The sequence below is a fragment of the Streptomyces sp. NPDC032091 genome (genome assembly GCF_055580265.1).
Window position 1 is genome coordinate 126,003 of record NZ_JBVILR010000014.1, and the last position, 26,862, is coordinate 152,864.

General features: G+C 74.7%; 21 protein-coding genes and 1 tRNA gene. 11 read left to right on the plus strand and 11 right to left on the minus strand.

The window, feature by feature from the left end:
- Positions 1–56 precede the first annotated feature (56 nt).
- Positions 57–1,334, plus strand: a complete 1,278-nt coding sequence (locus ACZ5NJ_RS22805) for a M6 family metalloprotease domain-containing protein (protein WP_468766944.1) — start codon at positions 57–59, stop codon at positions 1,332–1,334.
- 46 nt (positions 1,335–1,380) lie between these two features.
- Positions 1,381–1,860 (plus strand): RidA family protein, encoded by a 480-nt coding sequence (locus ACZ5NJ_RS22810; protein WP_468766945.1) that lies wholly within the window; start codon positions 1,381–1,383, stop codon positions 1,858–1,860.
- 9 nt (positions 1,861–1,869) lie between these two features.
- Here ACZ5NJ_RS22810 and ACZ5NJ_RS22815 read toward each other — a convergent pair whose 3' ends face one another.
- Together ACZ5NJ_RS22815 and ACZ5NJ_RS22820 are read right to left on the minus strand one after the other, a co-directional pair.
- Positions 1,870–3,084, minus strand: coding sequence for a cytochrome P450 family protein (locus ACZ5NJ_RS22815; RefSeq protein WP_468766946.1), 1,215 nt, complete (start codon positions 3,082–3,084; stop codon positions 1,870–1,872).
- Positions 3,085–3,124: 40 nt separating this feature from the next.
- On the minus strand, positions 3,125–3,913 hold the full coding sequence (locus tag ACZ5NJ_RS22820; RefSeq protein WP_468766947.1) for an alpha/beta fold hydrolase: 789 nt from the start codon (positions 3,911–3,913) through the stop codon (positions 3,125–3,127).
- A 191-nt stretch (positions 3,914–4,104) separates the two neighbouring features.
- Between ACZ5NJ_RS22820 and ACZ5NJ_RS22825 the strand changes: the two genes are divergently transcribed.
- Both ACZ5NJ_RS22825 and ACZ5NJ_RS22830 read left to right on the plus strand, forming a co-directional pair.
- Positions 4,105–4,764 (plus strand): TetR/AcrR family transcriptional regulator, encoded by a 660-nt coding sequence (locus ACZ5NJ_RS22825; RefSeq protein ID WP_468766948.1) that lies wholly within the window; start codon positions 4,105–4,107, stop codon positions 4,762–4,764.
- Between the two features lie 57 nt (positions 4,765–4,821).
- Positions 4,822–4,897: transfer RNA gene (locus ACZ5NJ_RS22830), tRNA-Arg, on the plus strand.
- A 158-nt stretch (positions 4,898–5,055) separates the two neighbouring features.
- Here the strand turns inward: ACZ5NJ_RS22830 and ACZ5NJ_RS22835 are convergent.
- The 3 genes from ACZ5NJ_RS22835 to ACZ5NJ_RS22845 form a co-directional block, all read right to left on the minus strand.
- Entirely contained in the window at positions 5,056–5,277 is a 222-nt protein-coding gene (locus ACZ5NJ_RS22835; protein ID WP_468766949.1) for a hypothetical protein, read from the minus strand.
- Between the two features lie 79 nt (positions 5,278–5,356).
- Positions 5,357–7,186 carry an MFS transporter gene (locus ACZ5NJ_RS22840; protein ID WP_468766950.1) on the minus strand — a complete coding sequence of 610 codons (1,830 nt, stop codon included), beginning with the start codon at positions 7,184–7,186 and terminating at the stop codon, positions 5,357–5,359.
- A 259-nt stretch (positions 7,187–7,445) separates the two neighbouring features.
- Positions 7,446–10,457: a D-alanyl-D-alanine carboxypeptidase gene (locus ACZ5NJ_RS22845; protein ID WP_468766951.1), complete on the minus strand. Its 3,012-nt coding sequence runs from the start codon at positions 10,455–10,457 to the stop codon at positions 7,446–7,448.
- A gap of 506 nt (positions 10,458–10,963) precedes the next feature.
- On the opposite strand from ACZ5NJ_RS22845, the gene ACZ5NJ_RS22850 reads away from it, so the two are divergent.
- The 3 genes from ACZ5NJ_RS22850 (at position 10,964) to ACZ5NJ_RS22860 (ending at position 13,310) form a co-directional block, all read left to right on the plus strand.
- Complete coding sequence (locus tag ACZ5NJ_RS22850; RefSeq protein ID WP_079427798.1) at positions 10,964–11,704, plus strand: GOLPH3/VPS74 family protein; 741 nt, start codon at positions 10,964–10,966, stop codon at positions 11,702–11,704.
- A gap of 319 nt (positions 11,705–12,023) precedes the next feature.
- Complete coding sequence (locus ACZ5NJ_RS22855; RefSeq protein WP_468766952.1) at positions 12,024–12,908, plus strand: helix-turn-helix domain-containing protein; 885 nt, start codon at positions 12,024–12,026, stop codon at positions 12,906–12,908.
- Positions 12,909–13,106: 198 nt separating this feature from the next.
- Positions 13,107–13,310: a DUF397 domain-containing protein gene (locus ACZ5NJ_RS22860; protein ID WP_351882617.1), complete on the plus strand. Its 204-nt coding sequence runs from the start codon at positions 13,107–13,109 to the stop codon at positions 13,308–13,310.
- Between the two features lie 121 nt (positions 13,311–13,431).
- On the opposite strand, the gene ACZ5NJ_RS22865 is transcribed toward ACZ5NJ_RS22860, so the two are convergent.
- A complete protein-coding gene (locus ACZ5NJ_RS22865) occupies positions 13,432–14,289 on the minus strand; it encodes a hypothetical protein (RefSeq protein WP_468766953.1) in 858 nt (285 codons plus the stop codon).
- 136 nt (positions 14,290–14,425) lie between these two features.
- On the opposite strand from ACZ5NJ_RS22865, the gene ACZ5NJ_RS22870 reads away from it, so the two are divergent.
- Positions 14,426–15,625 carry an aminotransferase-like domain-containing protein gene (locus ACZ5NJ_RS22870; protein ID WP_468766954.1) on the plus strand — a complete coding sequence of 400 codons (1,200 nt, stop codon included), beginning with the start codon at positions 14,426–14,428 and terminating at the stop codon, positions 15,623–15,625.
- Between the two features lie 12 nt (positions 15,626–15,637).
- Here the strand turns inward: ACZ5NJ_RS22870 and ACZ5NJ_RS22875 are convergent, their stop codons facing one another.
- Both ACZ5NJ_RS22875 and ACZ5NJ_RS22880 read right to left on the minus strand, forming a co-directional pair.
- Positions 15,638–16,564, minus strand: a complete 927-nt coding sequence (locus ACZ5NJ_RS22875) for a helix-turn-helix domain-containing protein (protein WP_468766955.1) — start codon at positions 16,562–16,564, stop codon at positions 15,638–15,640.
- A 410-nt stretch (positions 16,565–16,974) separates the two neighbouring features.
- Positions 16,975–18,735, minus strand: a complete 1,761-nt coding sequence (locus tag ACZ5NJ_RS22880; RefSeq protein WP_468766956.1) for an AMP-dependent synthetase/ligase — start codon at positions 18,733–18,735, stop codon at positions 16,975–16,977.
- Positions 18,736–18,853: 118 nt separating this feature from the next.
- Between ACZ5NJ_RS22880 and ACZ5NJ_RS22885 the strand changes: the two genes are divergently transcribed.
- Positions 18,854–19,864 carry an AraC family transcriptional regulator gene (locus tag ACZ5NJ_RS22885; protein WP_468766957.1) on the plus strand — a complete coding sequence of 337 codons (1,011 nt, stop codon included), beginning with the start codon at positions 18,854–18,856 and terminating at the stop codon, positions 19,862–19,864.
- Between the two features lie 121 nt (positions 19,865–19,985).
- On the plus strand, positions 19,986–21,143 hold the full coding sequence (locus tag ACZ5NJ_RS22890) for a lipase family protein (RefSeq protein ID WP_468766958.1): 1,158 nt from the start codon (positions 19,986–19,988) through the stop codon (positions 21,141–21,143).
- A 28-nt stretch (positions 21,144–21,171) separates the two neighbouring features.
- Here the strand turns inward: ACZ5NJ_RS22890 and ACZ5NJ_RS22895 are convergent, their stop codons facing one another.
- Entirely contained in the window at positions 21,172–22,704 is a 1,533-nt protein-coding gene (locus ACZ5NJ_RS22895) for an alpha/beta hydrolase (protein WP_468766959.1), read from the minus strand.
- 304 nt (positions 22,705–23,008) lie between these two features.
- The gene (locus tag ACZ5NJ_RS22900; protein WP_468766960.1) at positions 23,009–24,880 is read right to left on the minus strand and encodes an AMP-dependent synthetase/ligase; all 1,872 of its coding nucleotides are present in this window, start codon (positions 24,878–24,880) and stop codon (positions 23,009–23,011) included.
- Between the two features lie 237 nt (positions 24,881–25,117).
- Here ACZ5NJ_RS22900 and ACZ5NJ_RS22905 point away from each other — a divergent pair, with 237 nt between their 5' ends.
- Positions 25,118–25,906: an LppU/SCO3897 family protein gene (locus ACZ5NJ_RS22905; protein WP_468766961.1), complete on the plus strand. Its 789-nt coding sequence runs from the start codon at positions 25,118–25,120 to the stop codon at positions 25,904–25,906.
- Here ACZ5NJ_RS22905 and ACZ5NJ_RS22910 read toward each other — a convergent pair.
- A complete protein-coding gene (locus tag ACZ5NJ_RS22910; protein ID WP_468766962.1) occupies positions 25,891–26,850 on the minus strand; it encodes a DUF1648 domain-containing protein in 960 nt (319 codons plus the stop codon). The two genes, ACZ5NJ_RS22905 and ACZ5NJ_RS22910, sit on opposite strands and share 16 nt — an antisense overlap.
- Positions 26,851–26,862: the final 12 nt, after the last annotated feature.

Consider the following 26,862-nt stretch of genomic DNA (forward strand, 5'->3'; position numbering starts at 1 on the left):
GCGCACAGAGAGCAGCCCGGACCCGGCCGGCTGCCGCGCACCCGAAGGCGATCTCCATGCCGCAGACCCGCCACCGGATACGCAGACCCTGCCGCACCGGCGCGTTCATCGGCCTCACCGCGCTGGCCCTGGGCGTCACCGCCACCGCCGGCGACGGCGTCCACGGCCGGGACCACACCACCTCCGGCCCGAAGGCCGCCACCGCCGAATCCGTCCTGGCCCCCTGCCGGATCTCCGCCACCATGGGCGTCCAGCTGTCGGAGGGCCTGCCCACGGCCCCCGGGTACTCCCGCTCGACGGGCGAGATCCGCGCGCTCAACCTGATGATCGACTTCCCCGACGCCAAGGGCGAGGGCTCGGCCATGGACCGGCTGGCGGAGTTCTTCCCCCAGACCTCCGAATGGTTCCGCACCAGCTCCTACGGCCGGCTGACCTACCGGGCCGAGGCCCCGATACGGAACTGGCTGCGGATGCCGATGCCGTTCGCGGCGTACGGGATCGAGCGCGGCTCCCCGTACGAGCCGGGCTACCGGCAGCTCGTCGAGCACATCGCGCGGGCCGCCGACCCCGAGGTGGACTTCAGCCGGTACGACCTGATCAACATCCTGGTCACCCCGAACGCCGGACCGTCCGCCCTGGACACCGTCCTGTCGGTCACCTTCTCCGGGAACGGGGAGGCCCCGATGGCCGACGGGGTGCCGCTCGCGAACACGTCCTTCGTCTACAGCCGCCAGGACGACGGCTCCGGCTCCTACCGGGAGACCGGCTACCGGGTGCTGCCGCACGAGAACGGGCACGTCTTCGGACTGCCCGACCTCTACACGTCCGACGGCGGCGGCACGGTCGGGCACTGGGACATCATGAGCGAGGACTGGGGCGCCAACAACGACCTCCTCGGCTGGCACAAGTGGAAGCTGGGCTGGCTCGACGGGTCCCAGATCAGCTGCGCCTCGAAACCGGGCGTCAGCGAACACCTGCTGACCCCTCTCGCGGTCGGGGGCGGGGTCAAGCTGGCCTTCGTCCCCCTCTCGGAGAGCGCCGGCTACGCCGTCGAGGTCCGGACGCGGGCCGGGAACGACGAGGCCGTCTGCAAGCCCGGGGTGCTGATCTACAAGGTCGACTCGGACGTGGACACCGGGCGCGGACCGGTGACCGTCTCGGACAGCGCGAGCGGCAGCGGCGGCTGCACCCGCCGGCCCAACGTGCACGCCGAGCTGTCGGACGCGCCGTTCCGGCCGGGCGAGACCTTCACCGACGAGAAGGCGCGCGTCACCATCGCCGTGGTCGCGGCGCTCCCGGGCGGCGGCTTCCGGGTCCGCGTCACCCGCCCCTGACCCTCCCCGTTTTCCGATCTTCCACCTTCCACGTGAGGAGCCACCCGTGAACGCGACCCCCGAGGAACGCCTGGCGGCCGCCGGACTGGAACTTCCGCCGGTCGCCCCGCCCGTCGCCGTCTACGTGCCGGCGGTGGTCAGCGGGCACTACGTCCACACCTCCGGCCAGCTGCCCATGGTCGGCGGCACCCTGCCGCGCACCGGCAAGGTGGGCGGCGAGGTCACCCCCGAGCAGGGCGCCGAACTGGCCCGGCAGTGCGCGCTGAACGCGCTCGCCGCCGTGGCCTCGGTGGCCGGGGACCTGTCGGCCGTGAAGCGGGTGGTCAAGGTGGTCGGCTTCGTGGCCTCCACCCCGGACTTCACCGGCCAGCCGGGCGTCGTCAACGGCGCGAGCGAGCTGCTCGGCACCGCCTTCGGCGACGCGGGCATCCACGCGCGCAGCGCGGTCGGGGTGGCGGTGCTGCCGCTGGACGCCCCGGTGGAGGTGGAGCTCACGGTGGAACTGCACGCCCCGATGGGGGTCTGAGGCCGCGGGTCACCGCCCCGCCGGCGCGCCTCCCCCCACGGTGACGGGCAGCGCGCGCAGTGCGCGGAACCTGAACGTGGTGCTCCACTCCAGCTCCTCCACGGGCACCGCCGGCCGCAGCCCGGGCAGCCGCCGCAGCAGGGTCTCCAGGGCCAGGGTGACCTGCGTCCGGGCCAGCGGGGCGCCGAGGCAGTAGTGGACGCCGTGCCCGAGCGCCAGGTGGGCCTTGTCGGCGCGGCCGATGTCGAAGCGGTCCGGCTCGGGGTAGCGGGCGGGGTCGCGGTGGGCGGAGGCAAGCGAGAAGAGGACGGTGTCGCCCGCGGGGATGCGTACGCCGCCGATCTCGACCGGCTCGGTCGGGAAGCGGCGGATGGCGGTGTGGTTGGGGACCGCGTACCGGAAGAGCTCCTCGACGGCCTCCGGCAGCAGCTCCGGGCGCTCCCGGAGCGCGGCGAGCTGCTCCCCGTGCGTCAGGAGGGTGAGCAGGCCGCCGCTGATCAGGTGCTGGACGGTCTCGCTGCCGGCCATGAGGATCAGGAAGGCGAGGGAGACCAGCTCGTCCTCGCTGAGCCGGTCGTCGCAGTCGCGGGCGGCGATCAGCCCCGACAGGACGTCGTCCCCGGGCGCGGCGCGCCGGTCGGCGACCAGCTCGACGAGGAACCCGTGCACGCTGCGCACCGCCCCCGCCAGCTCCTCGCGGCTGCCGGGCAGGAGCATGGCGGAGATCCATCCGGCGAACCGGCCGTACGCCTCCTGCGGCACGGCCAGCAGGTCCCCGATGACCTTCAGCGGAAGCGGGCCGGCGAACTCGGCGACCACGTCCGCCACCCCGTCCGCCTCCACCCGCGCGACGAGCCGGTCCGCGCCGGCGTCGACCGCCGCCTGGATCGCCGTGCGCATCCGCTCGACGTGGCGGGGCGTGAACCCCTGCGCGACCAGGCGGCGCAGCCGCAGGTGGTCCTCGGGGCCGACGTTCAGCAGGTTCGCGTCCAGCGCCGGGGGCAGGGAGAAACCCTGGAAGCCGCCCCGGGCGTGCCGCTTGTCGACGGAGAACCGGCCGTCGGCCAGGCCCGCGCGCACGTCGGCCTCGTGCGTCACGAGCCACACCGGCGCCCCGTCGGGCAGCGCGACCCGGTGCACGGACCCCTCGGCGCGCAGCCGCGCGTAGACCCCGTACGGATCCTCCCGGAACCCGTCCCCGAACACTTCGACGGCCTCGGCCATGCTTCCCCCTCGCGCGCGGCGCCCTCTGCTGCTGAGCCGATTATGCGGGCACGCCGCCCGGTCCGTGATCTTGGACGGCGGGCGCGAGGAGGGCGTGACCGCGCTCCAGGACCCGTGTGAAGGCCACCGGATCCGTCAGGGACATGATGTGCGGCCCGCGGACGTGGAAGAGGCGGGCGCGGGCGCCGCCGGAGCGGACGGCGGCGGTGAACTCCCGCTCCCGGGTGCGGAAGAGGCGGTCGCCGAGGCCGTTGACGAAGAGCACGGGCAGCCGGCAGCGGCTCGCGACGTCGAGGAAGTCATGCCGGGCGAGTTCCTCGACGACCTCGCCGAAGGCGGGCAACGCCAGGCCGCCGCGCATGACCGCCTCGTAACTCTCGGCCGGGAGGCGCCGCCGGAAGGCCCGGGCGTTGAGGCGGGCGGCGCGGGCCGGGCCGAGCACCGCGAACCCGCGGGCGGCCCCGCGGTAGAGCCGGCCGGCAGGCCCGTCGGGCCGGGCGGTGGAGCCCTGGACCAGGAGCCCGGCGGCGGCGTCCGGGTGCGCGGCCCCGTAGGCGAGGGCGACGTACCCGCCCAGCGAGGAGCCCGCCACGACGGGAGGCCGCCCGGTGGCCCGGGCGGCCTCCTCGACGGCCACCGCGACCTGCCGGACGGCCTCCTCCAGCCGGAAGGGCCGCCCGCGCAGGCTCCCGTGGCCGGGCAGGTCGGGGGCGGTGACCCGGAAGCGGGGGGCCAGCCGGCGGGCGTGGGGGTCCCACATCAGCGCGGAGAGCCGGGTCCCGTGGACGAGCACCAGCGGCACCCCGGACTCCGCTCCGGCGATCCACATCCCCCCAGGAGCGGGAACCAGCCCCGCAACCGCCGCACCACTCACGCGCCCCCCAGCCCCCGAAACCCAACACAACGTTGCGTTGCACTCCCCGCACCCTAACGACCACCCCCCACGAACACAACGCCACGTTGCGTTGCACTGCTGCACTAGGCTGGCGGAAACGAAGGGCTGACGGGACGGTGACGGTGATGGCGACTGCGACGGCGACGACGACGACGGCGACGCAGAGACGGGACGGGGCGGCCGGCGGGCCGCGGCGCAAAGCCGAGATCTTCACGGCCACGCTCGACATGCTGGGCAGCGTGGGATTCGACGCCCTGACCGTCGAGGGGGTCGCGCAGCGCGCGGGGGTCAACAAGACGACCCTCTACCGCTGGTGGCCCTCCAAGTCGGAACTGCTGCGCGACGCCCTGCTGGACTCCCCCCTCTTCCGCTTCGAGCTCCCCGACACGGGCAGCCTGCACGGCGACCTGACCGCCCTGGCCGAGCGGATCCAGCACCTGCTGGACGACGAGCACCGGCGGACCGTCGTCGAGGCCGCCCTGGTGGGGGCGGTACGGCACCCGGCGATGCGGGAGCTCGTGATCTCCTTCCTCGACGACCGCTTCGGCCGGCACCAGCCCCTCTTCACCCGCGCGGCGGCCCGCGGCGAACTCCCGCCCGACGCCGACCCGGCCCCACTGGTCGACGCCCTGGCCGGCGCCCTGTGGATGCGGCTCCTGGTCCGCCGGAGCGCGGTGGCCGACGGCTACACCCACGACCTGGTCGGCCTCCTGATGGACGGAGCCACCCGCTCCACACCCCCCGCCCACCCCGACGGGAAACCGACCCACGGAGCCACTACCTGATCCGCTACGCTGTGCCTGGGCCGCCTCACAGCGACCCCGGGCCTCCCACGAGGCCCCGCCTTCGTAGCTCAGGGGATAGAGCACCGCTCTCCTAAAGCGGGTGTCGCAGGTTCGAATCCTGCCGGGGGCACCAGGCGAAACGGCCCGGACCGATCATGGTCCGGGCCGTTTTTCTGCACCGGCTGACGGCAACGGGGTCACGAACCCGGGCGCTGGCCCGCGGTCCACCAGCCCGGGGTGGCGGGTGCCGGGGGGTGGAGAGCCCTCCCGGGGGGGGAGGGCCCGGTGGTGTCAGCTGAGGCCGGGGGTGCGTTCGCCGATGCGGTCGCCCTGGGGGGTGCCCGACCGCTTGAGGTCGGGCTTCGTGTGTGCGCCGCCCTTCACCTTCGTGCGGGGGCGGCCCTCGAAGCCGTGCCCGGGGCCGTGGCCCTGGTCGCGCCGTGCCTGCAGCTGGAGCCGTTCCACCGCCTTCGCGACCGCGGCCTGGACGTCCTGCTTCTGCTCTTTGCTCATCCCGTCGTCAACTCCCTCGGGAAGCCAAGCAACCATTCGGGTCAATCCGGTTAATGGGATGGTATGCAGTTATGCCGACCTATGCACCCGGATGGGGCGGAACGGGCGTCCGCAGCAGTTCCTCCGGGCAGGGCGTCCCCCGCGGGAGCTGGTACTTCGCCGCGATCCGGTACTCCCCCGGCGCCGGGGCCAGCAGCTCCGTCCACACGTCGCCCTCACCGTCGGGGGCCGCCTTGAACAGGCACCCGGCGGTGTTCGCGTACTCCTTCGGCGCCTTCGACCCCGCCGCGCCCCCCGCCTTCGACGCCGGGGTCTCCTGCGGGGGCTCCACGGCCTTGCCCGCGCCGTCCACCAGCCCCAGCCACGGGGAGTGCGGGATCCGCACCAGCACCCGTCCGGGGGCCGACACGTCGAGGACCAGCTGGTCCGCGCCCGCCCGGACCACCCGCGCCGGCCCGGTCACCAGGCTCGCGGGATCGTCCACCTGGAAGAGGCGCCAGTTCGCGTCGCCCCAGATCTGCCGCAGGTACGGGAGCCCCCCGCGCAGCAGCTCGGCCTCCGCCTCACCGCCCGAGTCGGGGGTGTCGGCCGGCAGCACCACGTAGTGCACCGCCCAGCGCTCCAGCCAGCCCCGGTAGCTCTCGGCGGTGAGGGTGTCGTCGTAGAAGAGCGGGTTGCGCTCCAGGTCGGCCTGGCGGTTCCAGCCGCGCGCGAGGTTCACGTACGCCGGGAAGGCCGAGGACTCGCGGTGGCTGCTGGCCGGGACCACCTCGACCCGGCCCCGGTCGGCGCCGGCCTTCTGCAGCTGGTCGACCAGCGGGGCCAGCTCACGGTTCCAGGCGGCCACCGGGGTGGTGCGCACGATGTCGGTGATGCTGTTGGTGGTGATCCAGGCGTTCAGGCCGACGAACGCCAGCAGCACGGCGTACCAGCGCCGGGTGCGCGGGGCCTCGTAGGGCAGGGCCGCGAGCAGCACCGCCCCGCCGAAGAGCATGACCAGGCGGGTGACGTTCGAACCGACCTGGGAGTCGATCACCCAGGTCAGGAACACCCCGAGGGCGTACACGGCGGCGGCGATCCGGACCGTCTTCCACCGCTTGGGCACGAGGAAGGCGATGGCCAGCCCGAAGACGAACGGCAGCCAGGCCGAGCCGATCTTCATCGGCTGCGTCCCCGAGAACGGGAACAGCCACGCCGACAGTCCGACCACCGCCGCCGGGGCCAGCCCCAGCGCGTACGCGCCCGGGCGCCGCCCGCTCAGGAACAGCGCGGCCGCGACCACCCCGAGGAACAGCCCCGCGACCGGGCTCGCGGCCGTCGCCAGCCCGGCCAGCGGCGCCGCGACGGCGGCCTTGGCCCAGCGGCGCCGGGCCCACTTGCGGGGCCAGCAGAAGACCGCGGCGACGGCCCCCAGCGCGAACAGGGTGCCGAGCCCGAAGGTGACCCGGCCCGACAGGGCGTTGCAGAACAGGCCGTACACCCCCGCCAGGGCGGGCCACAGGGGGCGCCGGACGGCGCCCCGGCAGCGGGTCAGGACCAGCGCGAGGAGCGCCGCCGAGCAGGTCCCGGCGATCATCATCGTGGTCCGGACGCCGAGCACGTGCATGACGTACGGGGACACCACGCTGTACGAGACCGGGTGCATCCCCCCGTACCAGGCGAGGTTGTACGCCGTGTCCGGATGCCGGCCGACGAACTCCGCCCACGCGTCCTGCGCGGCGAGGTCCCCGCCGCTGTTGGCGAAGCAGAAGAACCAGACGACGTGCAGGGCGGCCGCCACGGCGGCGGCGACCGGCACGGGGTGGCGGTGCGCCCAGCCCAGGGCGCCGCCCGCCGGACCCCCGGCGGGCGGGTGCTGTCTCTGCCCGGGTACCCGGCGTCCGGGCTTGTGCTGCTCAGCTGTGGTCACGACCGACGCTCTCTTCCCGGCACGGCACGGCACGACCGTCCCGTCCCGGCTCCCTGGACGCGGGGGGGGGGGGGGGGGGGGGGGGGGGGGGGGGGGGGGGGGAGGGGAAGGGGGGGGGGGGGGGGGGGGGGAAGAGAGTGATCAGCGGATGATTTTNNNNACGTACTCTCCCCTTCCCCCCCCCCCCCCTCCCCCCCCCCCCCCCCCCCCCCCCCCCCCCCCCCCCCCCCCCCCCCCCCCCCCCCGCCGCCGACCCGTATCAGCCGATACGGGTCAGCTTGCTGCCGATGCCCGGCGAGGCCAGCTCCGACTGGAGCGCCACCGGCACCTTCACCTGACTGGCCCCGTCGCCGACGGTCAGCACGCCGACCGCCGTGCCGGCCTTCGCCGTCTCGGGGATCTTGGCGCCGCCGTCGCCGATCTTGATGTCGACGGTCAGCGAGGACCAGCCGACCGCCTGGACGTCGGCGGTGGCGACGACCTTGGTCCGGCCGCCGACGCCGTCGTCCACGTAGCCGACGACATCGCCCTTCTTGACGACGGGCGCGCCTTCCAGCGACTTCTGGGTGGCGACGAGGAGGTTCTTGCTCGCCGCGACGACCGTGTCGATGATCGGCGGCTTGTGCTGGCCGAGGACCGCGCCGACGATCAGCTGGTTGGTGTCGCCGACCTTCTTGTAGGCGGCGAAGAGGAGGTTTCCGCCGGCCTTGGTCGTCGTACCGGTCTTGATGCCGAGGGACTCGTTGTACGGCACCAGGCTGTTCCAGTTCCGCCAGGGCTTGCCGGTCTGGTCGGTCCAGGAGGGCTTGCGGGTGATGTCCGTCAGCGCGTCGATCTCGACGATCTTCAGGCCGAGCTTGACCTGGTCCTCGGCGGTGCTGACGGTGGTCGCGTCCAGGCCCGAGGGGTCGGTGTAGGTCGTGTTCGTCATGCCGAGCTGCTTGGCGGTGTCGTTCATCTTCTTGACGAACGCCTCCTGGGAGCCGGAGTCCCAGCGGGCGAGCAGCCGCGCGATGTTGTTGGCCGACGGGATCATGAGGGCGGAGATCGCGTCGTACTCGGAGATCTTTTCGCCCTCCTTGACCGTGTTGAGGGTGGACTCGTTGTCGGACTTGTCCTTCTGGCCCTCGGTCTCGGCGGTCTTGTCGACGTCGATCATCGCGCCCTTCTCCCCCTTCTTGAAGGGGTGGTCGCGCATGATGATGTACGCCGTCATCGACTTGGTGACACTGGCGATCGGCACGGGCTTCTGCTCGCCGGACGAGCCGATCGTGCCGAGGCCGGCGGCGGCCATGGAGGCCTGGCCCTCGGTGGGCCAGGGCAGGTCGGGCGCCCCGCCGGGGAAGGTGTACTGCGACTTCGCCGTCAGGACGAGCTTCGGCGCGGGCAGCGGGCGCACCAGCTGCACGACGGCCAGGATGACGGCCAGCAGCACCACGATCGGCGCGTAGATCTTGACCCGCCGCACCACCGTCCGGATCGGGCTGGGCGGCGGGGGCGGGTTGTTGGTGAGGTCCGCCAGCATGTCGAGCGGCGGCCGGGGCGGCAGCGGCTGCTGCGTGGTGCGCTCGCTGGGGTCCAGCCGGCGCACGGTGGCGGCGGCGGCCGGATCGGGCTTCGGCGCGGCGGGCTTCGGGGCGGCCGTGTCCGGCCGGCCGTCGGCGCGCAGCGGGACGAAGGTGCTGACGCGGGCCTCGGGGGCCGGAGCGGCCTTCTGCCCGGGGGCGGGCGCGGGCTTCCCGGCGTCCGGCTTGCCCGCGTCGGGCTTGCCGGCGGCGTCCGGCCTGCCGGGTGCGGTGGGCTTGCCGTCCGGGTTCGCGGCGGCGTCGGGCTTCGCGGCGTCGGGCTTCGCGGCGTCCGCGGGCTTGCCGGGGGCGGCGTCCTTGCCGGTGGCGCCGGCCGGGGCGGAACCCGGCTTCACCGCGCGGAAGACGGCCGTGCGCTCGGAGTCCTCGGACGGCCCGGCGGCACGCGGGTCCCGCGCGGCGGGCTTCCCCGCCCCGTCGGACTTTCCGGGCGCGGCCTTGCCCCCGTCCGCCGGACGGGTCCCCGGCTTGACGGTACGGAAGACGGCCGTGCGCTTGTCGGACCCGGCCTCGGGCCCGGAGGCGTCCGCCGCGTCCTCCTCCCCGGCGCCGGCCGGGGCGGAACCCGGCTTCACGGCGCGGAAGACGGCCGTGCGCTCGGAGTCCTCGGACGGCCCGGCGGGCCGGTCGGAAGCGGAACCCGAAGCGGAAGCCGACGCGGAACCGGAACCGGAGCCGGAGCCCGGCTTGGCGCCGGCCGGGCGGTCCGCGCCGGAGTCGGCCTCGGCGTCCCGGGCGGAGTCCGCCGCGGCCGAGGCGGGCCTGACGGCGCGGAAGACGGCGGTGCGCTCGTCCCGCTCCGCCGACGGTCCGGCGGAACCCGGCTCGTCCCCTGCCGGGGCCTTCTTCCCGTCCTCCGCGGGGGCCTGGTCCCGCTGCGCGGCACGCGGATCCCGGGCGGCGGGCTTCCCCGCCCCGGCCGGGGCCGCCTCGTCGGCGTCCGCCGGAGCGGAACCGGGCTTGACGGTACGGAAGACGGCCGTGCGCTCCGACCCGGCGGAACCGGAGCCCCGCTCGGGGCGCGCCTCGGAGTCCTCCGGGGCGGGGTCGGAGGTCTCGACCCCGAACGCGGTGGTCCGCGAACCCCCTGCGGGGCGCACGGAACCGGAACCCGGCTCAGCGTCCGCCGGGCGGTCCTCGTCGGCCCGCTTCGCGGCGGAGGACGGCTTGACGGTACGGAAGACGGCCGTACGCTCCGACGTGCCCGCGGGCGTCGCGGAGCCCGGCTCGCCGGACCGCTCGCCGGCGTCCTCGGAGGCGGGCCGGTCCGTGCCCGCGGCACGGTCGGCGCGACCGGAAGCGGAGCCCGGGCCGGCGGCCGGCTCCGGGGCGGGGTCGGAGGTCTCGACCCCGAACGCGGTGGTACGCGAACCCCCGCCGGACCTGCCGTCACCGGCCGAAGCGGAACCGGAACTCGGCTTGGCGTCGGTGTCCCGGCCGGAGTCCGCCGCGCCCGCGCCGGGCCTGACGGCGCGGAAGACGGCGGTGCGCTCGTCCCGCTCCGCCGACGGTCCGGCGGAACCCGGCTCGTCGCCTTCCGGAGCCTTCTTCCCGGCCTCCGCCGAGGCCGGGGCCGCCGCGTCGGCGTCCGCCGGAGCGGAGGGCTCGGCGGTCTTCCCGGCGCGCTCGGAAGCGGAACCGTCACGGTCCGCCGCGGAGTTCGCCGCCGCCGTCCGGGGTTCCACCCGACCGGGGGACCGCCCGCCGGCGTCCGCATCCTCGGAACTCCGGCCCGAGCCCGCGGCCGAAGCACCGTCCGCACCCCGGCCCGAAGGCGCGTCCGCACCGGCGGCCGCGTCGGAATCCGTCTCCGGGACGCGGTCGGCCGGGCCGTCCTCGGCCGGGTCCGCCGCGTCGCCGGGAACCGGGCGGGACGTCACCGCGTCCTTGAGCGGGACGCGCGGCTGGAAGACCGAGACCCTCGGGTCCTGTTGCCCGGGCCCTGAGGACTTCGCCGCCCCCGACGCTCCTTCACTTACCGACTTGTCGGGGGACTCGCCCGCCACCGTTCCTCCTCGATCGCCGTCCGGCCACTGTCCGAACCGTCTAACAGTGTCCCGTCTCGGGGGCCTCGCCCACCCGCTAGACGAGAACGACATAGCTACTGGTTCCCCCACAAAGCGTCCAGGCGCTCTCGACAGATGAATGTGAGAGGCGTCACCCTGTCACTCATCCACGCGGGGAGGCATGGATGGGCAGGAGCCGCAGAACAATTCCAGAGGAGCTTCTGCTGCTCGCCCTGGACCCGGCCACGGGTACCACGGCGCAGCCGCAGTCGCTCGACCTCGGCCTGGCCGGGGCACAGCTAGTGGAGCTGGCTCTGGCAGGACGGATAGCCCCTGACGGGGATCGTATCGCCGTGGTGATGCCACGGCCGACAGGAGATCCGACTTTGGACTCCGCACTGGAACTGCTGCGCAGGCGCGGCAGCCCGGTACGGGCCGTCCACTGGATCGGCGGACCCCGGCTGGGGCTCCGCCAGATTTACCTCGCCCACCTGGAGCGCTGCGGCATGGTGCACGCCGTCGCGGGCCAGATGTGCGGGGTGCTGCCGACGACTCGCTACCAGGCGACCGACACGGCGATCAGCCGGGAGATCCGTGCCCGGCTCGACAGTGCGATCCGCACCGGCGTACCGCCGGACCCGCGGACCGCGGCGCTCGCCGCACTGGCCCACGCGGTCGGACTCGGCAAGCACCTGTACCCCGGCAACGAGGGGCGTTCGTCCAGGTCCCGGTTGCGGGACCTGATCCGGCACGACCCCATGGGCGGTCTCGTGGCGCACGCCGTGATGGACGTCCAGAACGGTGTGGCCGCACAGCCGCGCCGCGACCGCGCTCCGGCTCCGCAGCCGGCCGCCCGGGCCACGGCGGGCGGCGTACCGCTCCAGCCGCGCCGGACGGGTGCGATGGCCCGCGCGGCCGCGCACTGAGCCGACGCGCCACGCGGCACGCACGGCACGCACGATCCGTACCGCACGCACCACCGGCACCATCCGCACCACCGCACGGCCCGCGACACCCCTAGGTCCACCAGCGGGAAAACGTTCCACCTCCGCGACCGGCATCCCCCAGAGATCCGGTACGCGAGCCGCCGCACGCGGGGCGGCGGGGCCGTCTCACCGGCCCCGCCGCCCCGCGTGCGCGTTTTTCCGGGCCGTTCCCCAGCGCCGTCGCACCCTTCGGTGGCAGTCTGCTGAACAGCAGACACGCACAGAGACAGCTACTGAAGAAGGCGGAGGTGCCGATCCCGTGGCGTCCAATGTCAATCCCACCGTCCGACGCCGCCGACTGGGCATGGAGTTGCGCAAGCTGCGCGAGGACAAGGGCATGACGGCCGAGCAGGTCGCCGAGCGCCTCCTCGTCTCCCAGTCGAAGATCAGCCGACTGGAGAACGGCCGCCGTTCCATCAGCCAGCGCGACGTCCGCGACCTGTGCGAGGTGTACGAGGTGGAGGACCCCCGGCTGGTGGACTCGCTCATGCAGATGGCCAAGGACTCCCGCCAGCAGGGCTGGTGGCACGCCTTTGGCGACATCCCGTACAGCGTCTACATCGGCCTGGAGACCGACGCGGCCAGCCTGCGCACGTACGAGCCCCAGATGGTCCCGGGCCTGCTCCAGACCCCCGAGTACGCCCAGGCGCTGATCCGCGGCGCGCTGCCGGAGACGGCGCCCGCCGACGTGGAGAAGCGCGTCCAGGTCCGGATGCACCGCCAGAAGCGGCTGTCCGAGACGGACAACAACAACGTGGAGGTCGGGCCGCTGCGCCTGTGGGCGGTGATCGACGAGGCGGTGCTGCGCCGGCACGTGGGCGATCCCCAGTTGATGATCCGGCAGTTGGAGTTCCTGATAGAGCAGTCGCAGCAGCCGTACATCACCGTGCAGGTGATGCCGTTCACCATGGGTGCCCATCCGGGTGTGAACGGTCAGTACGCGATTCTGGAATTCCCGGACGCCTCGGACTCGACCGTGGTCTACATCGAGGGCGTCACGAGCGATTTGTACCTGGAGAAGGCGAACGACGTTCAGAAATACAGCGTGATGTACGAGCACCTGCGCGCCCAGGCCCTCAATGTGGAACAGACCCGGCAGTTCATCTCGGGGATCATCGAGGACTACGCGAAGCTGGGGAAGTAGGGAGGTGGCGGGGGGTCCGGCACGGTACACCGTCGGTCCCCGGCCACAAAAGGCCTGAATGGAATATGCCACCCGGTCGAGTGAATGCCTTCTTCCCCGATCGGGAGCTGCCGGTAGCGTCGATCACGTCGGCCCGGGAAAGGGTGCCGGCGCGCAGCCGGGAACTCCCGGAACCACTCTCTGAACCGGAGAAGAACCATGGGCATTCGTCAGGGCGGCACCGAGAACTGGACCAAGTCCTCCTACTCCGGCGGGAACGGCGCCTGCGTCGAGGTCAAGTCCCCCGTCACCGAGGCGATCGCGGTCCGCGACTCCAAGGTGCAGGACGGCCCGTCGCTCACCTTCGCCCCCGGCTCCTGGACCTCCTTCGTGACCGACGTCGTCGAGGGCCGGCTCGCCTGAGCCCCTCGACGCGCACCCCTGACTGGAGCCCTCTCGACCGGTTCGCCGTCCTGGCCGAGGGGGCTCGGCCATGTCCGCGTACGGACGCACGGCCGGCCCCCTCCCCGCACGGCGCCCGGGATCAGCGCAGCCGGTCCACGTACCGGTCGGTCCCCGGCACCGTCGGGATGAACGGGGCCACCAGCTCCACCCGCCCCAGCCCCGACTCCGCGACCTCCGCGTCCAGCCCCTGGAAGCGGTCCCAGCAGGTGCGCGGGTCGGACTCCAGGAACCACAGCAGGGTGAGGCGGCTGTCGACCCCCTCGACCTCCTTGACGTAGGTCATCCGGTCCCCCGGCAGCGGCGTCGGCCGGAAGACGGTCACCATCGCCGCCGGCGAGCCGTGCAGCCGGCGCGGCAGGGCGCGGGAGCGCAGCCACTCCAGCAGTTCCGCGCGCCGCTCGGGGCCCTCGGCGTCGACGACCTGGAGGACCAGCCCGGCGTAGGGGTGGTCCAGGGCGTGGAAGTCGCGGGGGCCGGCGGCGCCATCGCGGTAGACGGTGGCCGCGTGGTCCTGGAAGGCGGTGAAGACGTGCGTACGGTCCTGGTAGACGCGGCCGTCGCGGTTCAGGCGCTTGTTGATGCCGACGGTCCACTTCATGTGCTCGTCGTAGCGGCCCTCGGTCACCCAGTACGTCGACAGGTAGCAGCCGGCCGTCACCGGCTGGGCCACCGCCGACTTCTCCGGGTAGCGCAGCTCCTGGAGGTCGCGGGTGGCCACCCAGCGGCGGCCCGCGTACATCCAGGGCATGGCCATCGCGCCCGCGTAGTAGTGGTCGTCCTCGTACCAGCGGTTGTACGCGTACTCGTGGCCCGGGTGCGGTTCGACCATGGTGATCAGGGCGTGGCCGGGGCGGACCCCGTACGGGCCGACGGCCGCGAGTGCGGCGTAGTCCCCGGCCCGGGTGTCCTCTGGATCCCGCTCTTGTCTGCTCGTCATGGCACCGGTGTAGCTGATGCCTCGTCAGTTCGCGAGGGGGCGGGCGCCGTTCACCACCCGGAATGGTAGGTGCCGTCTGCATCCTTCCTGGCTAGGCTGCGGCCACCCGCCCCACCCGCCCTCCGAAGGAGCCCCCATGTCCGCTGCCGGTCCCGCTCCCCTGCCCGCCTTCGCCTCCCGTGCCCGCGCGGTGGGCGGTTCGCCCGTACGGGAGATCCTCGCGCTCACCGAACGCCCCGGGGTGATCTCCTTCGCCGGCGGGCTGCCGGCCCCCGAGCTCTTCGACACCGCCGGGCTGCGCGCCGCCTACGACAGCGCCCTCGCCGGGGCCTCCTCCGCCGCGCGCGCCCTCCAGTACTCCACCACCGAGGGCGCCCCGGAGCTGCGCGCGGCCGTCGCCGCCCGGGCGGGCGCGCGCGGGCTGGCGACCACGGCGGACGACGTCCTGATCACCACCGGCTCCCAGCAGGCCCTGACCCTGATCACCGCCACCCTGGTGGAACCCGGCGACACCGTCCTCGTCGAGAACCCCACCTACCTGGCGGCCCTCCAGTGCTTCGGGATGGCCGGGGCCCGCGTCATACCCGTCCCCTGCGACGAGGAGGGCCTGCTGCCCGACGCCCTCGCGGAGATCACCGCCCGTGAGCGCCCCAAGCTGCTCTACACCGTCCCGACCTTCCAGAACCCGACCGGCCGCACCCTGCCCGGCGAGCGCCGCGCGGAGGTGGCGCGGACCGCGGCCCGCCTCGGGTTGTGGCTGGTGGAGGACGACCCGTACGGGGACCTGCGCTACGAGGGCGCCCACGAGCCCTGGCTCGCCGCCCATCCGGGCGCCGAGGACCGCACCGCCCTGATCGGCAGCTTCTCCAAGGTCATGGCCCCGGGCCTGCGCCTGGGCTGGCTGCGCGCCCCGGCCGGCCTGCGGCGGGCGGCGGTGGTCGCGAAGCAGGCGGCCGACCTGCACACCTCGACGGTGGACCAGCTGGCCGCCGCCCACTACCTCGCCGCCCACGACCTCGACGCGCACGTCGCCCGGGTCCGCGAGGCCTACCGGGCCCGCCGCGACGCCCTCCTGGCGGGCCTCGGCGGGGCCCTCCCCCCGGGCTCGGAGTGGAACCGCCCCCAGGGCGGCATGTTCGTCTGGGCCCGCCTCCCGGAGGGCCACGACGCGACGGCCCTCCTGAAGTCGGCCGTCGCCCACGACGTCGCGTACGTCCCGGGCGCCCCCTTCTTCACCGGCACCCCCGACCCCCGCACCCTGCGCCTGTCCTTCACGACGCACACCCCGGTGGAGATCGGCGTGGGCCTGGACCGGCTGGGGGCGGCACTGGGGTAGGGGCTGGGGCGGCTAGGCGGCCCTTCTGTCGTCGGACCGGCAATCGCCGCAATGGCCGGGTGTCGGGGCGCGGAAGCCGCGTTCGCAGCCGTCGCAGTTCTGGATCGGGTGGATCACGCGGTCCCCGGGGAGCGGCCCGGTGGTCGGGAGCGGGTGCTTCGGCGCGGGGATCGGGACGGGGAAGGCGGCCCTCAGGCGGTAGGCGAGGAGGCCCGCCGGGTTGCGCAGCTCGTCCGGGACGGCGGCGGTCAGGGTGCGGCGTACGGCCTCGGGCGGGGCGGTCTCCAGCCAGCGGATGGTGTCGGGGACGAGGCGCTCGACGTCCTTCTCGGAGAGGAGGAGGCGGGGGTCCCGGGTCCGCAGACCCGCCAGGAGGTGGGCGGCTTCACGGTGGAGGGGGGTCGGGAAGCCCGCCCAGCGGGGGCGCTCGGGTGGGAACCGCTCGCTCTGTTCCCTGGCTGGAGCGGGCTCGGGGCCGGGGTCCTGGCCCTGCTGGGGCTGGGCTGCGGGCGGCTCGGCTGCGGGCGGCTCGGGCTCCGGGTCCGGGTGGACCGCCGGGTCGGGCTCGGGCTCGGGGTCGGGCTCGGGGTCCGGCTCGGGCTCGGGGTCGGGGTCCGGCTCGGGGTCCGGGTCCGGGTCCGGCGTCGGATCGGGCGTCGGGTCCGGGGGGCCCGGCGGAACGGCCGACAGCGGGACGTTGTACGCCACCGTGTGGGTGACGACCTGGCCGGCGGGGAGGCGGAGGCGGTCGCGGGTCAGGTATCCCGCCTGTTCCAGCTCGCGCAGGGCCATGCCGATGCGGTACGCGCTCTCCGGGAAGCGGTCGGCCAGGGCGCGGATGGTGACCGGCGCGCCCTCGGGGAGCGACTGGATGTGGACGGACGCCCCGATCGCCAGCAGCGACAAGTGCGTGTGCTGGGCGAGGTGGTTGGCAACCACCGTGAAGTCGCGCGTCAGGGGGACCTTCGCGTGCGTGACGCCGGAAAGGCCACCGGATCGGGCGGTTCGGGTGGGAACACGGGGTGGTGCGGGCGTGCCCGCGCTAGGGTGCTGGAAGGCCATCGGGAAGGGTTTCGCTTCCTCGTGGATCAGGCCCTCGGCTGGGGTTGCCGTCCCGCCGGGGGCCGTCTCATGTCTGGAGTTGTCGGCGCGAGCATATGCCCGGCAACCACCTCCGAATCCAGCCGAGTTGGGATAGTTCACCCGTCCGAGCGACTGCGGTCCGGCGGGGAGGCTGGAGGGGTTTGGTCTGGTTCTTTTCCCCGGTTCTTTGGTCTTTTGACGTGCGGGGCGACCGTCCGGCGGGCCGCCGTGTCGTAGGTTTCCGGGGGCCGGTTCGAACGTATGGGCTAGGCGTACAGGGCCTCTATTTCGGCCGCGTAGCGGTCCGCCACCGCCGCTCGGCGGAGCTTGAGGGTGGGGGTCAAGGTGCCCGCCTCGACCGAGAGTTCCTCCGTGAGGACGTGGAAGGCGCGGATGCGGGCCGGGCGGGAGACCGTGGCGTTGGCGGCGGCCACGGCGCGTTCGAGGTGGGCGCGGAGCGCCGGGTGGCTGGTCGGGGCCGGACCGAGGTCCAGGGACGCGCGGGCCGCCCAGGCGGCGAGCTCCGCCGCGTCCAGGGCGAGCAGGGCCACCGGGTGCGGGCGGCGGTCGCCGATCAGCACCGCCCGAGCGACGAGCGGGGAGGCCTGCTGGACGGCGAACTCCACCTCGGTCGGGGTGATGTTCTTGCCGGCCGAGGTGATGACCAGGTCCTTCTTGCGGCCGGTGATCGAGAGGTAGCCGTCGGCGTCGAGGGCGCCGAGGTCCCCGGTGTGCAGCCAGCCGTCCGCGTCCAGGGCCTCCGCCGTCGCGGCGGGGTTCGCGTGGTAGCCGGGGAAGACCATCGGGCCCCGGGCCAGTACCTCCCCGTCCTCGGCGATCCGCACCTCGCAGCCGGGGAGGGGCCGGCCCACCGTGCCGGGGCGGGCGGCGCCGGGGTGGTTGAGGCTGATCGCCCCGCCGGACTCGGTCATCCCGTAGCCCTCGAACACCCGGATCCCACAGGCCCGCAGGAAGTCCAGGGTGGCCGGGGCGATGGGGGCGCCGCCGGTCAGCGCCCACCGCAGCCGGCCCCCGAAGGCCTCCCGGACCGGGGCGTAGAGGGAACGTTCCGCCTCCTCGTACGCCGGCCTCGACGCGGCCGGAAGGCGGTCCTCCGCCGCGAGCACGCCCAGCCGTACGGCCTCCTCGAACCGCTCCCGGCCGCCCTCGCCCCCCTCGGCCAGGGCCAGCGCCACCGCGTGGACCTTCTCGAACAGCCGGGGCACCGAGGGCAGGTGCGTCGGCCGGGCCTGCGCCAGCTCGGCGAGGACGTCCTCCACCCGGCCCCCGAAGTAGCACAGCTCCCCGCCCTCCAGCAGGGTGGTGAACTGGATGAGCTGCGCCAGCAGATGGGCCAGCGGAAGGTACAGGTACGTGGAGTCCCCCGGCCCGCCCTGGACCAGCGGGAGGGTGGCGTCCTGGACGGCGCCGAGGTTGCCGTGGGTGAGCCGGCAGCCCTTCGGGAGGCCGGTCGTGCCCGAGGTGTAGACGATCGCGGCGTCATCCGCAGGGGTCACGGAGGCGGCGCGCGCGGCCAGTTCGGCCTCCGGGGCGGCCTCCCGGGTGGCCGCCGGGGCGACCGCCGGGGCGACCGCCGGGGCGACCCCGTCCATCGTCACGACCGCCCGCAGCGCCGGGAGTTGCGCCCGCAGCGCCTCCACCCGGGCCGCCTGGGCCGCGTCCTCGCAGACGGCCGCCACCGCCTCGGAGTCGGCCAGCACCCAGGCCAGCTCCTCCTCCCCCGCCGTCGGGTAGACCGGCACCACCACCGCGCCCGCCGCCAGCACCCCGAAGTGCGTGTACGTCCACTTGGGCCGGGTCTCCGCGAGCACCGCCACCCGCTCCCCGGGCCCGACCCCCAGCCCCAGCAGCCCCCGCCCCACCTCCCGGACGGACGCGCCCAGTTCGGCGTACGTCCGGGTCAGCCAGCCGCCGTCCGGCGCCCGGAACCTGAGCGCCGTCAGCGGCCCGTACCGCTGCTCCGTCCACTGCGTGAACACCGCCAGGGTGCTCGGCCGACCGTCCATCGCATGCCCTCCCGAAGCCAGGTGACCCCCGATGGTGGGCATCCGCCGGCCCCGGGCGGCATGACCGGAAGCGTCACGCCCGCTGACCCCGGCGCTCACGGCGGCTACCGTCGGAGCCATGGGAAGGCGGACGGTCGGCGTGCACCACGTCCGCGCCGTGCTCGCGGGGGCGCGGCGCGGCGGCGTGGATCTCGTACCGCTGCTCCAGGAGGCGCAGATCCCGCCGCTGCTGCTGGGCGACGACCGGGCGCGGGTCACGCCCGCGCAGTTCGCCCGGCTGTTCCGGGCGCTGTACCGGACGACGCGGGACGAGTTCCTCGGGCTGTCGGCGGTGCCCAGCCGGCCGGGGACCTTCGCGATGATGTGCTACGCCTGCGTCGGCTGCCGGGACCTGGGCGCGGCGGTGGAGCGGGCGGCCGCGTTCTACGGGCTGTTCCCGGGCGGGCCGGAGCTGGCGCTGGAGGTGGAGGGCGGCCAGGCGCGGTTCGCGGTGTGCGGGGACCTGGGGCGGGACGAGGAGCGGTTCCTGTCGGAGTGCGTGCTGGCGATCTGGCACCGGCTCAGCAGCTGGATGGTGGGCCGGCGCATCCCGCTGACCGGCGCGTCCTTCGCCTATGCCGCGCCGCCGCACCGGGGCGAGTACGAGGTGCTGTTCGACTGTCCGGTGCGGTTCGGGGCGGAGCGGACGGCGGCCGCGTTCGACGCGCACTGGCTGACCGCCCCGCTGGTGCGCGACGAGCCGGCGCTGGACGCCATGCTGCGGCGGGCCCCGTTCGACCTGCTGTCGCGGCCCGAGTACGGGACCACGGTGGCGGAGCAGGTGCGCCGTTCCCTGGCGCGGGGGCTGCGCGGGGCGCCGGGGCTGCCGGAGCTCGGGGAGGTGGCGGCCCGGCTGGCGGTGTCCCCGGCGACGCTGCGGCGCCGGCTCCAGCAGGAGGGGACATCCTTCCAGCGGCTCAAGGACCAGGTCCGGCGGGACGCGGCCATCGCGGGGCTGGCCGAGAGCGGTGAGCCGATCGCCGAACTCGCCGCCCGGCTGGGCTTCTCCGAGGACACCGCCTTCCACCGCGCGTTCCGCCGCTGGACGGGCACGACGCCGGGTGCGTACCGGATCGCCTCGGGCGGGTAGCGCCGCCCGGGTGATGGCGGGCGCGGTCAGGGAAAGTGAGCTGCGCGGTCAGCGACATGCCGAGCGGTCGGTCACTACCGTCGGCTCACCTGCCCCCACACGGACGTTGGGAGTTCCGCCCATGCGTTTGCGCCGTACCTCCCTGGCCGCCGCCGTCACCGCCCTGGTCGTCTCGGCCTGGGCGCCGGCCGCCGCCCGGGCCGCCGACGAGGGCTCCGCCGCCCGGCCCGGCGACCTCGTCAGCAGCGCCCCCTCCGCCTTCCACCCGCTGCCCGGCCAGCCGACCGGCACCCGGGCGTGGAAGGTCCACTACCGCTCGACCACCGCCGACGGCGCGCCGAACGTGGTCTCCGGCACCGTCATCGTCCCGCAGGACGGCCGCACCGGCCCCCGCCCCCTCATCACGTACGCCGTCGGGACGGTCGGGCTGGGCGACTCCTGCGCCCCGAGCGACAACCTGCCGTACGGCACCTCCTCCGAGGCCAACCTGATCCAGCAGCTGACCCTGCGCGGCTGGGCGGTGGCCGTCACCGACTACGAGGGGCTCGGCACGCCGGGCCTGCACACCTACACGGTCGGCCCCTCGGCCGGCCATGCCGTCCTGGACGCCGCCCGGGCCGCGATCCGGCTGCCGGAGGCGGGGCTGGGCGCGGACACCCCGGTCGGGATCATGGGGTACTCGCAGGGCGGGCAGGCCAGCGGCTGGGCCGCCGAGCTCCAGGGGTCGTACGCGCCGGAGCTGAAGGTCAAGGGCACGGCGACGGGCGGGGTCCCGGCGGACCTGATGAAGGTGGCCGCGTTCAACAACGGCTCCTACGGCTCCGGGCTGATCTTCATGGCGGCCGCCGGGCAGGACGCGGCCTTCCCCGAGCTGAAGCTGGACTCCTACCTCAACCCGGCGGGCCGGGTCCTGGTCGAGGGCATGAAGGAGGGCTGCGTGGCCATCGACGCGATCGCCGGCTCCTTCAAGCGGATCTCCGACCTGACCACCCGTGACCCGCTGGCCCAGCCCGACTGGAAGGCCCGGCTGGACCAGAGCCGGCTCGGCCGGACGGCCCCGGCGGCGCCGGTGCTCCAGTACCACGCGCTGGGTGACGAGCTCATCCCGTACGCGGTGGGCCGCCAGCTGCGGGCGGACTGGTGCGCGCGGGGCACGGACCTGCAGTTCGACACGATCCTGCTCGGCGAGCACGTCAGCGGGGTGATCAGCCACTCGCCGGCGGCAGCGGACTGGCTGGCGGACCGCTTCGCGGGCCGGGCCACCCACCCCGACTGCTGAACCCCTCCACCGTCCCCGCCCCGCCGGTTCACTCGCCGGCGGGGCAGGCGCGCGTTCCGGCGGGGAGGCGGCCGTCGATCAGGAACCCGTCCACGTAGCCGCGTACGCAGGCGGAGGAGGGGTAGCCGGTGTGCCCGTCGCCCTTGTGGTCGATGACGACCGCCGAGCCGAGGCGGCGGGCCGTCTCCTCCGTCCACTCGTACGGGGTCGCCGGGTCGCCCCGGGTGCCGACGAGGAGCATGCGCGGGGCGCCGGGGTGGTCGATGCGGCGGATGAAGTCGGCGCCGGCGGGGCGTCCGTAGCAGGACAGGAGGGTCATCAGCTGGCGCGGCCCGAAGATCTCCGAGACGGCGCGGAACTGCGCGCCCAGGGCGCCGATCTCCCGGGCGATGGCCGCCGGGTCGTCCTTGTCGTTCCTGCGGTCCGGGTCGTCGGCGCAGTTCACGGCGGTGAGGGCGGCCGTGGCGTTGTCCGCGGGGACCTTGGACGGGGTGCCGGCGGGGGCCGTCGCGGGGGGTGCGGCGAGCTCCTCCAGGCCGGCGGGGTCGTCGTCCGTCTCGGCCCGGGCGAGGGCGTCGGCCAGGCCGGGCCAGGACGTCTTCGCGTAGAGGGCGGAGCCGATGGCGAGGACGGCGTCGTCGCCGGTGAACGGCGCGCCACCGGTCCCGGTCAGGGGGTGTTCGTCGAGGCGGGCGACGAGGGCGTCGACCTTCTCCTTGGCGGTCCGGGTGTTGGTGCCGTAGACGCAGCCGTCCTGGTGGGCGCACCAGGCCAGGAAGTCGTCCAGGGCGCGCTGCTGGCCGCGGGCGGAGGCGAGGGCCTGTTCGGTGAAGGGTTCGGTGAGGGTGTCGACCCCGTCGAGGACCATCCGGCCGGTGTTCTTCGGGTACAGGGCGGCGTAGACGGCGCCGAGGCGGGTGCCGTAGGAGAAGCCGAGGTAGTTCAGCTTCTTCTCGCCCAGGGCCTGCCGGACGGTGTCCAGGTCCCGGGCGACGTGGACGGTGCCCATGTACGGGAGGACGGGTCCGGAGTGCCGCTCGCACTGGCGGACCTCGGCGCGGAGGGCGGCCAGCTGGGTGGCGGGGTCGCCGGGGTCGGTACCGGGCTCCGTGCCGGTGCCGGTGCCCGTGCCGGTGTCGGCCGTCTGGGCGCCGCCGCAGGAGACGGGGTCGCTGAGGCCGACGCCGCGCGGGTCGAAGGCGACGAGGTCGTAGCGTTCGCCGAGTTTCGCGAAGAGGGAGGGGTCGGCGGCAAGGGAGGCGATGCCGGGGGCGCCGGGGCCGCCGTAGTTCAGCAGGAGGGACCCGAGGCGGTGGTGTCCGGTCGCCGGGAGCTTGGCGAGGACCACGCGGGTGGTGCCCTTGGCGGGGTGGGCGTGGTCGAGGGGCACGGTGAGCGTGGCGCAGCGCATGCCGGCCGGGACGGGCTTCTCGGGGCAGTCGCCCCACCGGAGGGCGGGGCCGGTGCCGGGTCCGGTGCCGGCGGCGGCGGTGAGGGCGGCGGCCAGGGCGGTGGCGCAGGCGGCGGTGCGTATCCGCACGGGGGTACGGGTTCGGGGCACGGCACGCTCCCTCGGGTGGCCCCCCGGAACCGGTCAGCCCACGATAAGCGGCCCCCGCCGCCCCCGCCCGCCGGGCCGGGGGGGCGCCGCTGCGCGGGGCCGTCCCCTACCCGCCCTTCCACCGTTCGCCGGGCTCCGCCCGGACCCGTTCCGAGCGCTCCGCGCCCGGTGCGCTCAAACGCCGCGCGGGCTGCATATGGCCCCGCCTGCGGCGCGGGGTCCGGGGGCGGAGCCCCCGGGGAACGGTGGAAGGGCGGGTAGGGGACTCCGCTCCGCGCAGCGGCGCCGACGGCCCCCGGCGGGGTCAGGCGCCGCGTGGGGTCGCGTACAGGGCCTCGATCTGTTCCGCGTAGTCCCGCGCGACCTCGCCCCGCCGCAGTTTCATCGACGGCGTCAGATGTCCCCGTTCCTGCGTGAACTCCCCCGGCAGGACCGCGAAGCGGCGTATCGACTCCGCCCGTGACACCAGCTGGTTCGCCTCGTCGACCGCCCGCTGGAGCTCGTCGAGCAGCTCGGGGTCCGTGAGCAGGTCGCGGACCGGGACGTCCGCCTTCCGCCGCATCTGGCGCCAGTGCGCCAGCCCCTCCGGCTCCAGGGTGATGAGGGCGGCGACGTAGGGCCGGTTGTCGCCGATGACCATGCACTGGCCGACCAGCGGGTGCGCCCGCAGCCAGTCCTCCAGGGGCGCGGGGGCGACGTTCTTGCCGCCGGAGGTGATGATCAGGTCCTTCTTGCGGCCGGTGATGGTGAGGTAGCCGTCGGCGTCGAGTTCGCCGATGTCGCCGGTGGCCAGCCAGCTTCCGGGCGGCTGCGCGGAGACGTTCCAGTAGCCGGCGAAGACGTGCCCGCCGCGCAGCAGCACCTCCCCGTCGTCGGCGATCCGCACGGCCGTGCCCGGCAGCGGCCAGCCGACCGTGCCCAGGCGCGGCCGCTGCGGCGGGGTGACGGTCGCGGCGGCCGTCGTCTCGGTGAGGCCGTAGCCCTCGAAGACCTGGATGCCGGCGCCGGTGTAGAACGCGGCGAGGCGCCGGCCAAGGGGCGAGCCGCCGCTGAGGACGTAGCGGACGCGCCCGCCGAGCGCGGCGCGGATGCGCCGGTAGACCAGCGGGTCGTAGACGGCGTGGGCGGCCCGCAGCATCAGCCCGGGCGGATCGCCCCCCTCGGCCGCCTCCCCGAAGCGCTGGGCGATGCGGGCGGCCCGGTCGAAGGAGGCGGCGCGGCCCATCCGTTCGGCGGTGGCGCGGGCGGTGTTGTGGACCTTCTCCAGGACGTAGGGGATGGCGAGCAGGAACGTCGGCCGGAAGCCGGCGAGGTCGGCGAGGAGGTCCTCGGTCGCGATGCTGGGCGCGTGGCCGAGCTTGACGCGGGCGCGCATGCAGCCGACGGCGACCATCCGGCCGAAGACGTGCGACAGCGGCAGGAAGAGCAGGGTGGAGGCGGGGTCCTCGCTGACGGAGGTGAAGACCGGGTGCAGGAGGGCCACCGCGTTGTCGACCTCGGCGAAGAAGTTGCCGTGGGTCAGCGTGCAGCCCTTGGGCCGGCCGGTGGTGCCGGAGGTGTAGACGAGGGTGGCGTAGGAGTCGGGCGTACGGGCGGCCCGGCGCGCCTGCACGATCGCGTCGGGGAGGTGTTCCCCGGCCTTGACGAGCCGGGCGATGGCGCCGGTGTCGATCTCCCACAGGTGCGCGAGGCCGGGCAGGTGGGCGCGTTCGGCGCTGATGAGGCGGGCCTGGACGGTGTCCTCGACGGCGCAGGCGACGGCGCCGGAGTCCTGGATGATCCAGCGGGCCTGGAGGGCGGAGGAGGTCGGGTAGAGGGGGACGGTGACCAGCCCGGCGGCCCAGCCGGCGAAGTCCAGCAGGGTCCACTCGTAGGTGGTCCGGGCCATGATCGCGAGCCGGTCGCCCTCCGCGAGCCCCTCGGCGATCAGCCCCTTGGCGACGGCGAGCACCTCGGCGGCGAACTCGGCGGCGGTGACGTCCCGCCAGGTCCCGTCGCGCTCCTTGCGGGCGAGAACGGGCTCGTCCGGGGCCTCGCGGGCGTTGAGGAAGGGCAGGTCGCCGAGCGATCCGCCGGCCGGTGTCCCGGCGAGGGCGGGTACCGCCACCTCGCGCACCACTCCGGCGACGATCGTCTTGACGGGCTCGACCAGCTTCGGCGGCTCGGCAGCGTCCACGGCTCGTTCTCCTCGGTCGATCGCAGGTTACCGCCGGTAATCTACGCACGCGCCCAGCCGGCGAACACCCTTGTGACCGGCCCTCCTCCACAGCTCCACACCCCCCGAACGATCTCCACCCCGGGCGCGCACACCTCACGAACCGGTTCCGACGGGCCGGAACGGCTGCGTCGGCGAGGGCGGAGGGGGAAGAATTCCGGACGTCCGCCAGGGCACCGCCACCTTGAGGAGCAGCCGGTGTCGTCAGAGGGAATCCAGGAAATCCAGTTAACGCTCACCCCCGCGCAGGCCGCCGCCGGAACGACCGTCGAGGTCCCGCTGGCGTCCGGGACCGTGCGCCTGCGCATACCGCCGGCCCGGAGCGGCGACCTCGTACGGGCCCGCGTCGGCGGCGAGGAAGTGCTGCTGCGCATACGGGTGTCGGGCCCGGCGGCGCCGGGCCCGGCCGGACCGGGCATGCCGGGCCCGTTCGGTCCGGTCACGGCCCCGCAGCCGGCGGCGCCGGCCGGGAAGTCGGGCGCCCTGGGCTGTCTGCTCGCGCTCGGCGTCGTCGTCGCCGTGGTCGTCGGGATCGCCGTGTCGAGCGGCGGCGACGACTCGCACCCCACCGCGTCCGCTTCCGCGTCCGCCTCGGCCACGCCCTCGTCGACGTACAGCCCGTACACCCCGCCGACGTACAGCCCCCCGACCTACACGCCTCCGGCCGCCGCCCCCACCTACGACCTCCCCTCCCCCTCGCCGACCACCGAGGCCCCCCGGCCCTTCGAGGAGGGGACGTGCCTCAACGGGCAGCTGCCCGACTCGACGACGGCGACGCGCGTCACCGGGGTCCACGAGGTCTCCTGCAAGGCCGACGACGCCCACTACCGGGTGATCGAACGCTTCCCCGGCACCTCGGACATGAGCCGCTGCGACGGGAACTCCGATACGGAGTACGGGTTCTCGTACCGCTACACCATCAACGGCAGCGTCCTCAACGAGTACGTGTACTGCCTGGTCGGCCTGGGTTCCTACGCCCGGCGCTGATCCCCGCGCTCCCGCAGCGAGTTCAGCAGGGCGGCGCCGCGCGCGGCGTCGTCCACGCTGACCGCGAAGTCCCGTCCTCGGGCCCGCACGACCAGGCACTCGCCGCCGCGCAGCATCACGGTCGTGCCCAGCCCGTTGATCCGGTAGCCCCAGCCGCCGGCCCGGGCCGCGCCGCGTTCCTCCACGCGGGCCGACTCGATGTCCTCGGCGGCCCAGCGCCGCACCGGGTACCCGAGCGGGCCGAAGGCGACCTCCAGCCCCCGCCGCGTCACCCGGGCCCGTACGGAGGAACAGGCCACCACCGCCAGGGCGGCGAACCCGAGGGTCCCCGCCGTCAGCCACTGCCCCTCCGCCAATCCCGCCAGCCCCGCCGCCGCGGCGCCCAGCGCGGCCAGCCCCAACAGGCCGGCCAGCAGCCGCAGCCAGGGGTTCGTGGCGCTCGACAGCCAGACGAGGCGCTCCCCGTCCGGGACCTCCCTCCGCGGCCCTTCCGCGGCCGGCGGCTCCGCCGCCCCCGCCCGGCGCCCCGGCAGCCCCGCTCCGGTCCCGGCCGCCAGGGCCACCGCGACCACGACCGCGACGCCCCAGCCCGTCACGTCCGCGGCCTGCCGCCAGTCGGTGGCGTCCAGGTTGGCCCGTACGATCGAGGCCTGCGCCCCCGCGAGCATCACCCCGCCGAAGGCCAGCGCCGACCGGCCCCAGGCCCGCCGGGGCCCGCGCCGGGCCCCGATCATCACGGCGGCCACCACGACCACCCACACCAGCGCCGGGACCACCGCGGCCGCCCACAGCGGCGACGACCCGTCGGGCCCGTCCGCGTCCGCACTCCAGTGGGTGGCGACGGGGTCCGGCAGCCGGCCGGCCGCCGCGAGCGGCAGCCCCACCAGCAGCGCCAGCACCCCGGCCCCCCAGCCGGCCACTCCCCACACCCCGCGGTCCTTCACGGCATCCCCTGA

What these genes read in the sequence shown, in the direction of transcription:
- ACZ5NJ_RS22805 (WP_468766944.1), top strand. Translation starts at nt 57, where the DNA reads ATGCCGCAGACCCGCCACCGGATACGCAGACCCTGCCGCACCGGCGCG.
- ACZ5NJ_RS22815 (WP_468766946.1), bottom strand. Translation starts at nt 3,084, where the DNA reads ATGGCCGAGGCCGTCGAAGTGTTCGGGGACGGGTTCCGGGAGGATCCG.
- ACZ5NJ_RS22820 (WP_468766947.1), bottom strand. Translation starts at nt 3,913, where the DNA reads ATGTGGATCGCCGGAGCGGAGTCCGGGGTGCCGCTGGTGCTCGTCCAC.
- ACZ5NJ_RS22825 (WP_468766948.1), top strand. Translation starts at nt 4,105, where the DNA reads ATGGCGACTGCGACGGCGACGACGACGACGGCGACGCAGAGACGGGAC.
- ACZ5NJ_RS22835 (WP_468766949.1), bottom strand. Translation starts at nt 5,277, where the DNA reads ATGAGCAAAGAGCAGAAGCAGGACGTCCAGGCCGCGGTCGCGAAGGCG.
- ACZ5NJ_RS22850 (WP_079427798.1), top strand. Translation starts at nt 10,964, where the DNA reads ATGGGCAGGAGCCGCAGAACAATTCCAGAGGAGCTTCTGCTGCTCGCC.
- ACZ5NJ_RS22860 (WP_351882617.1), top strand. Translation starts at nt 13,107, where the DNA reads ATGGGCATTCGTCAGGGCGGCACCGAGAACTGGACCAAGTCCTCCTAC.
- ACZ5NJ_RS22865 (WP_468766953.1), bottom strand. Translation starts at nt 14,289, where the DNA reads ATGACGAGCAGACAAGAGCGGGATCCAGAGGACACCCGGGCCGGGGAC.
- ACZ5NJ_RS22870 (WP_468766954.1), top strand. Translation starts at nt 14,426, where the DNA reads ATGTCCGCTGCCGGTCCCGCTCCCCTGCCCGCCTTCGCCTCCCGTGCC.
- ACZ5NJ_RS22880 (WP_468766956.1), bottom strand. Translation starts at nt 18,735, where the DNA reads ATGGACGGTCGGCCGAGCACCCTGGCGGTGTTCACGCAGTGGACGGAG.
- ACZ5NJ_RS22885 (WP_468766957.1), top strand. Translation starts at nt 18,854, where the DNA reads ATGGGAAGGCGGACGGTCGGCGTGCACCACGTCCGCGCCGTGCTCGCG.
- ACZ5NJ_RS22890 (WP_468766958.1), top strand. Translation starts at nt 19,986, where the DNA reads ATGCGTTTGCGCCGTACCTCCCTGGCCGCCGCCGTCACCGCCCTGGTC.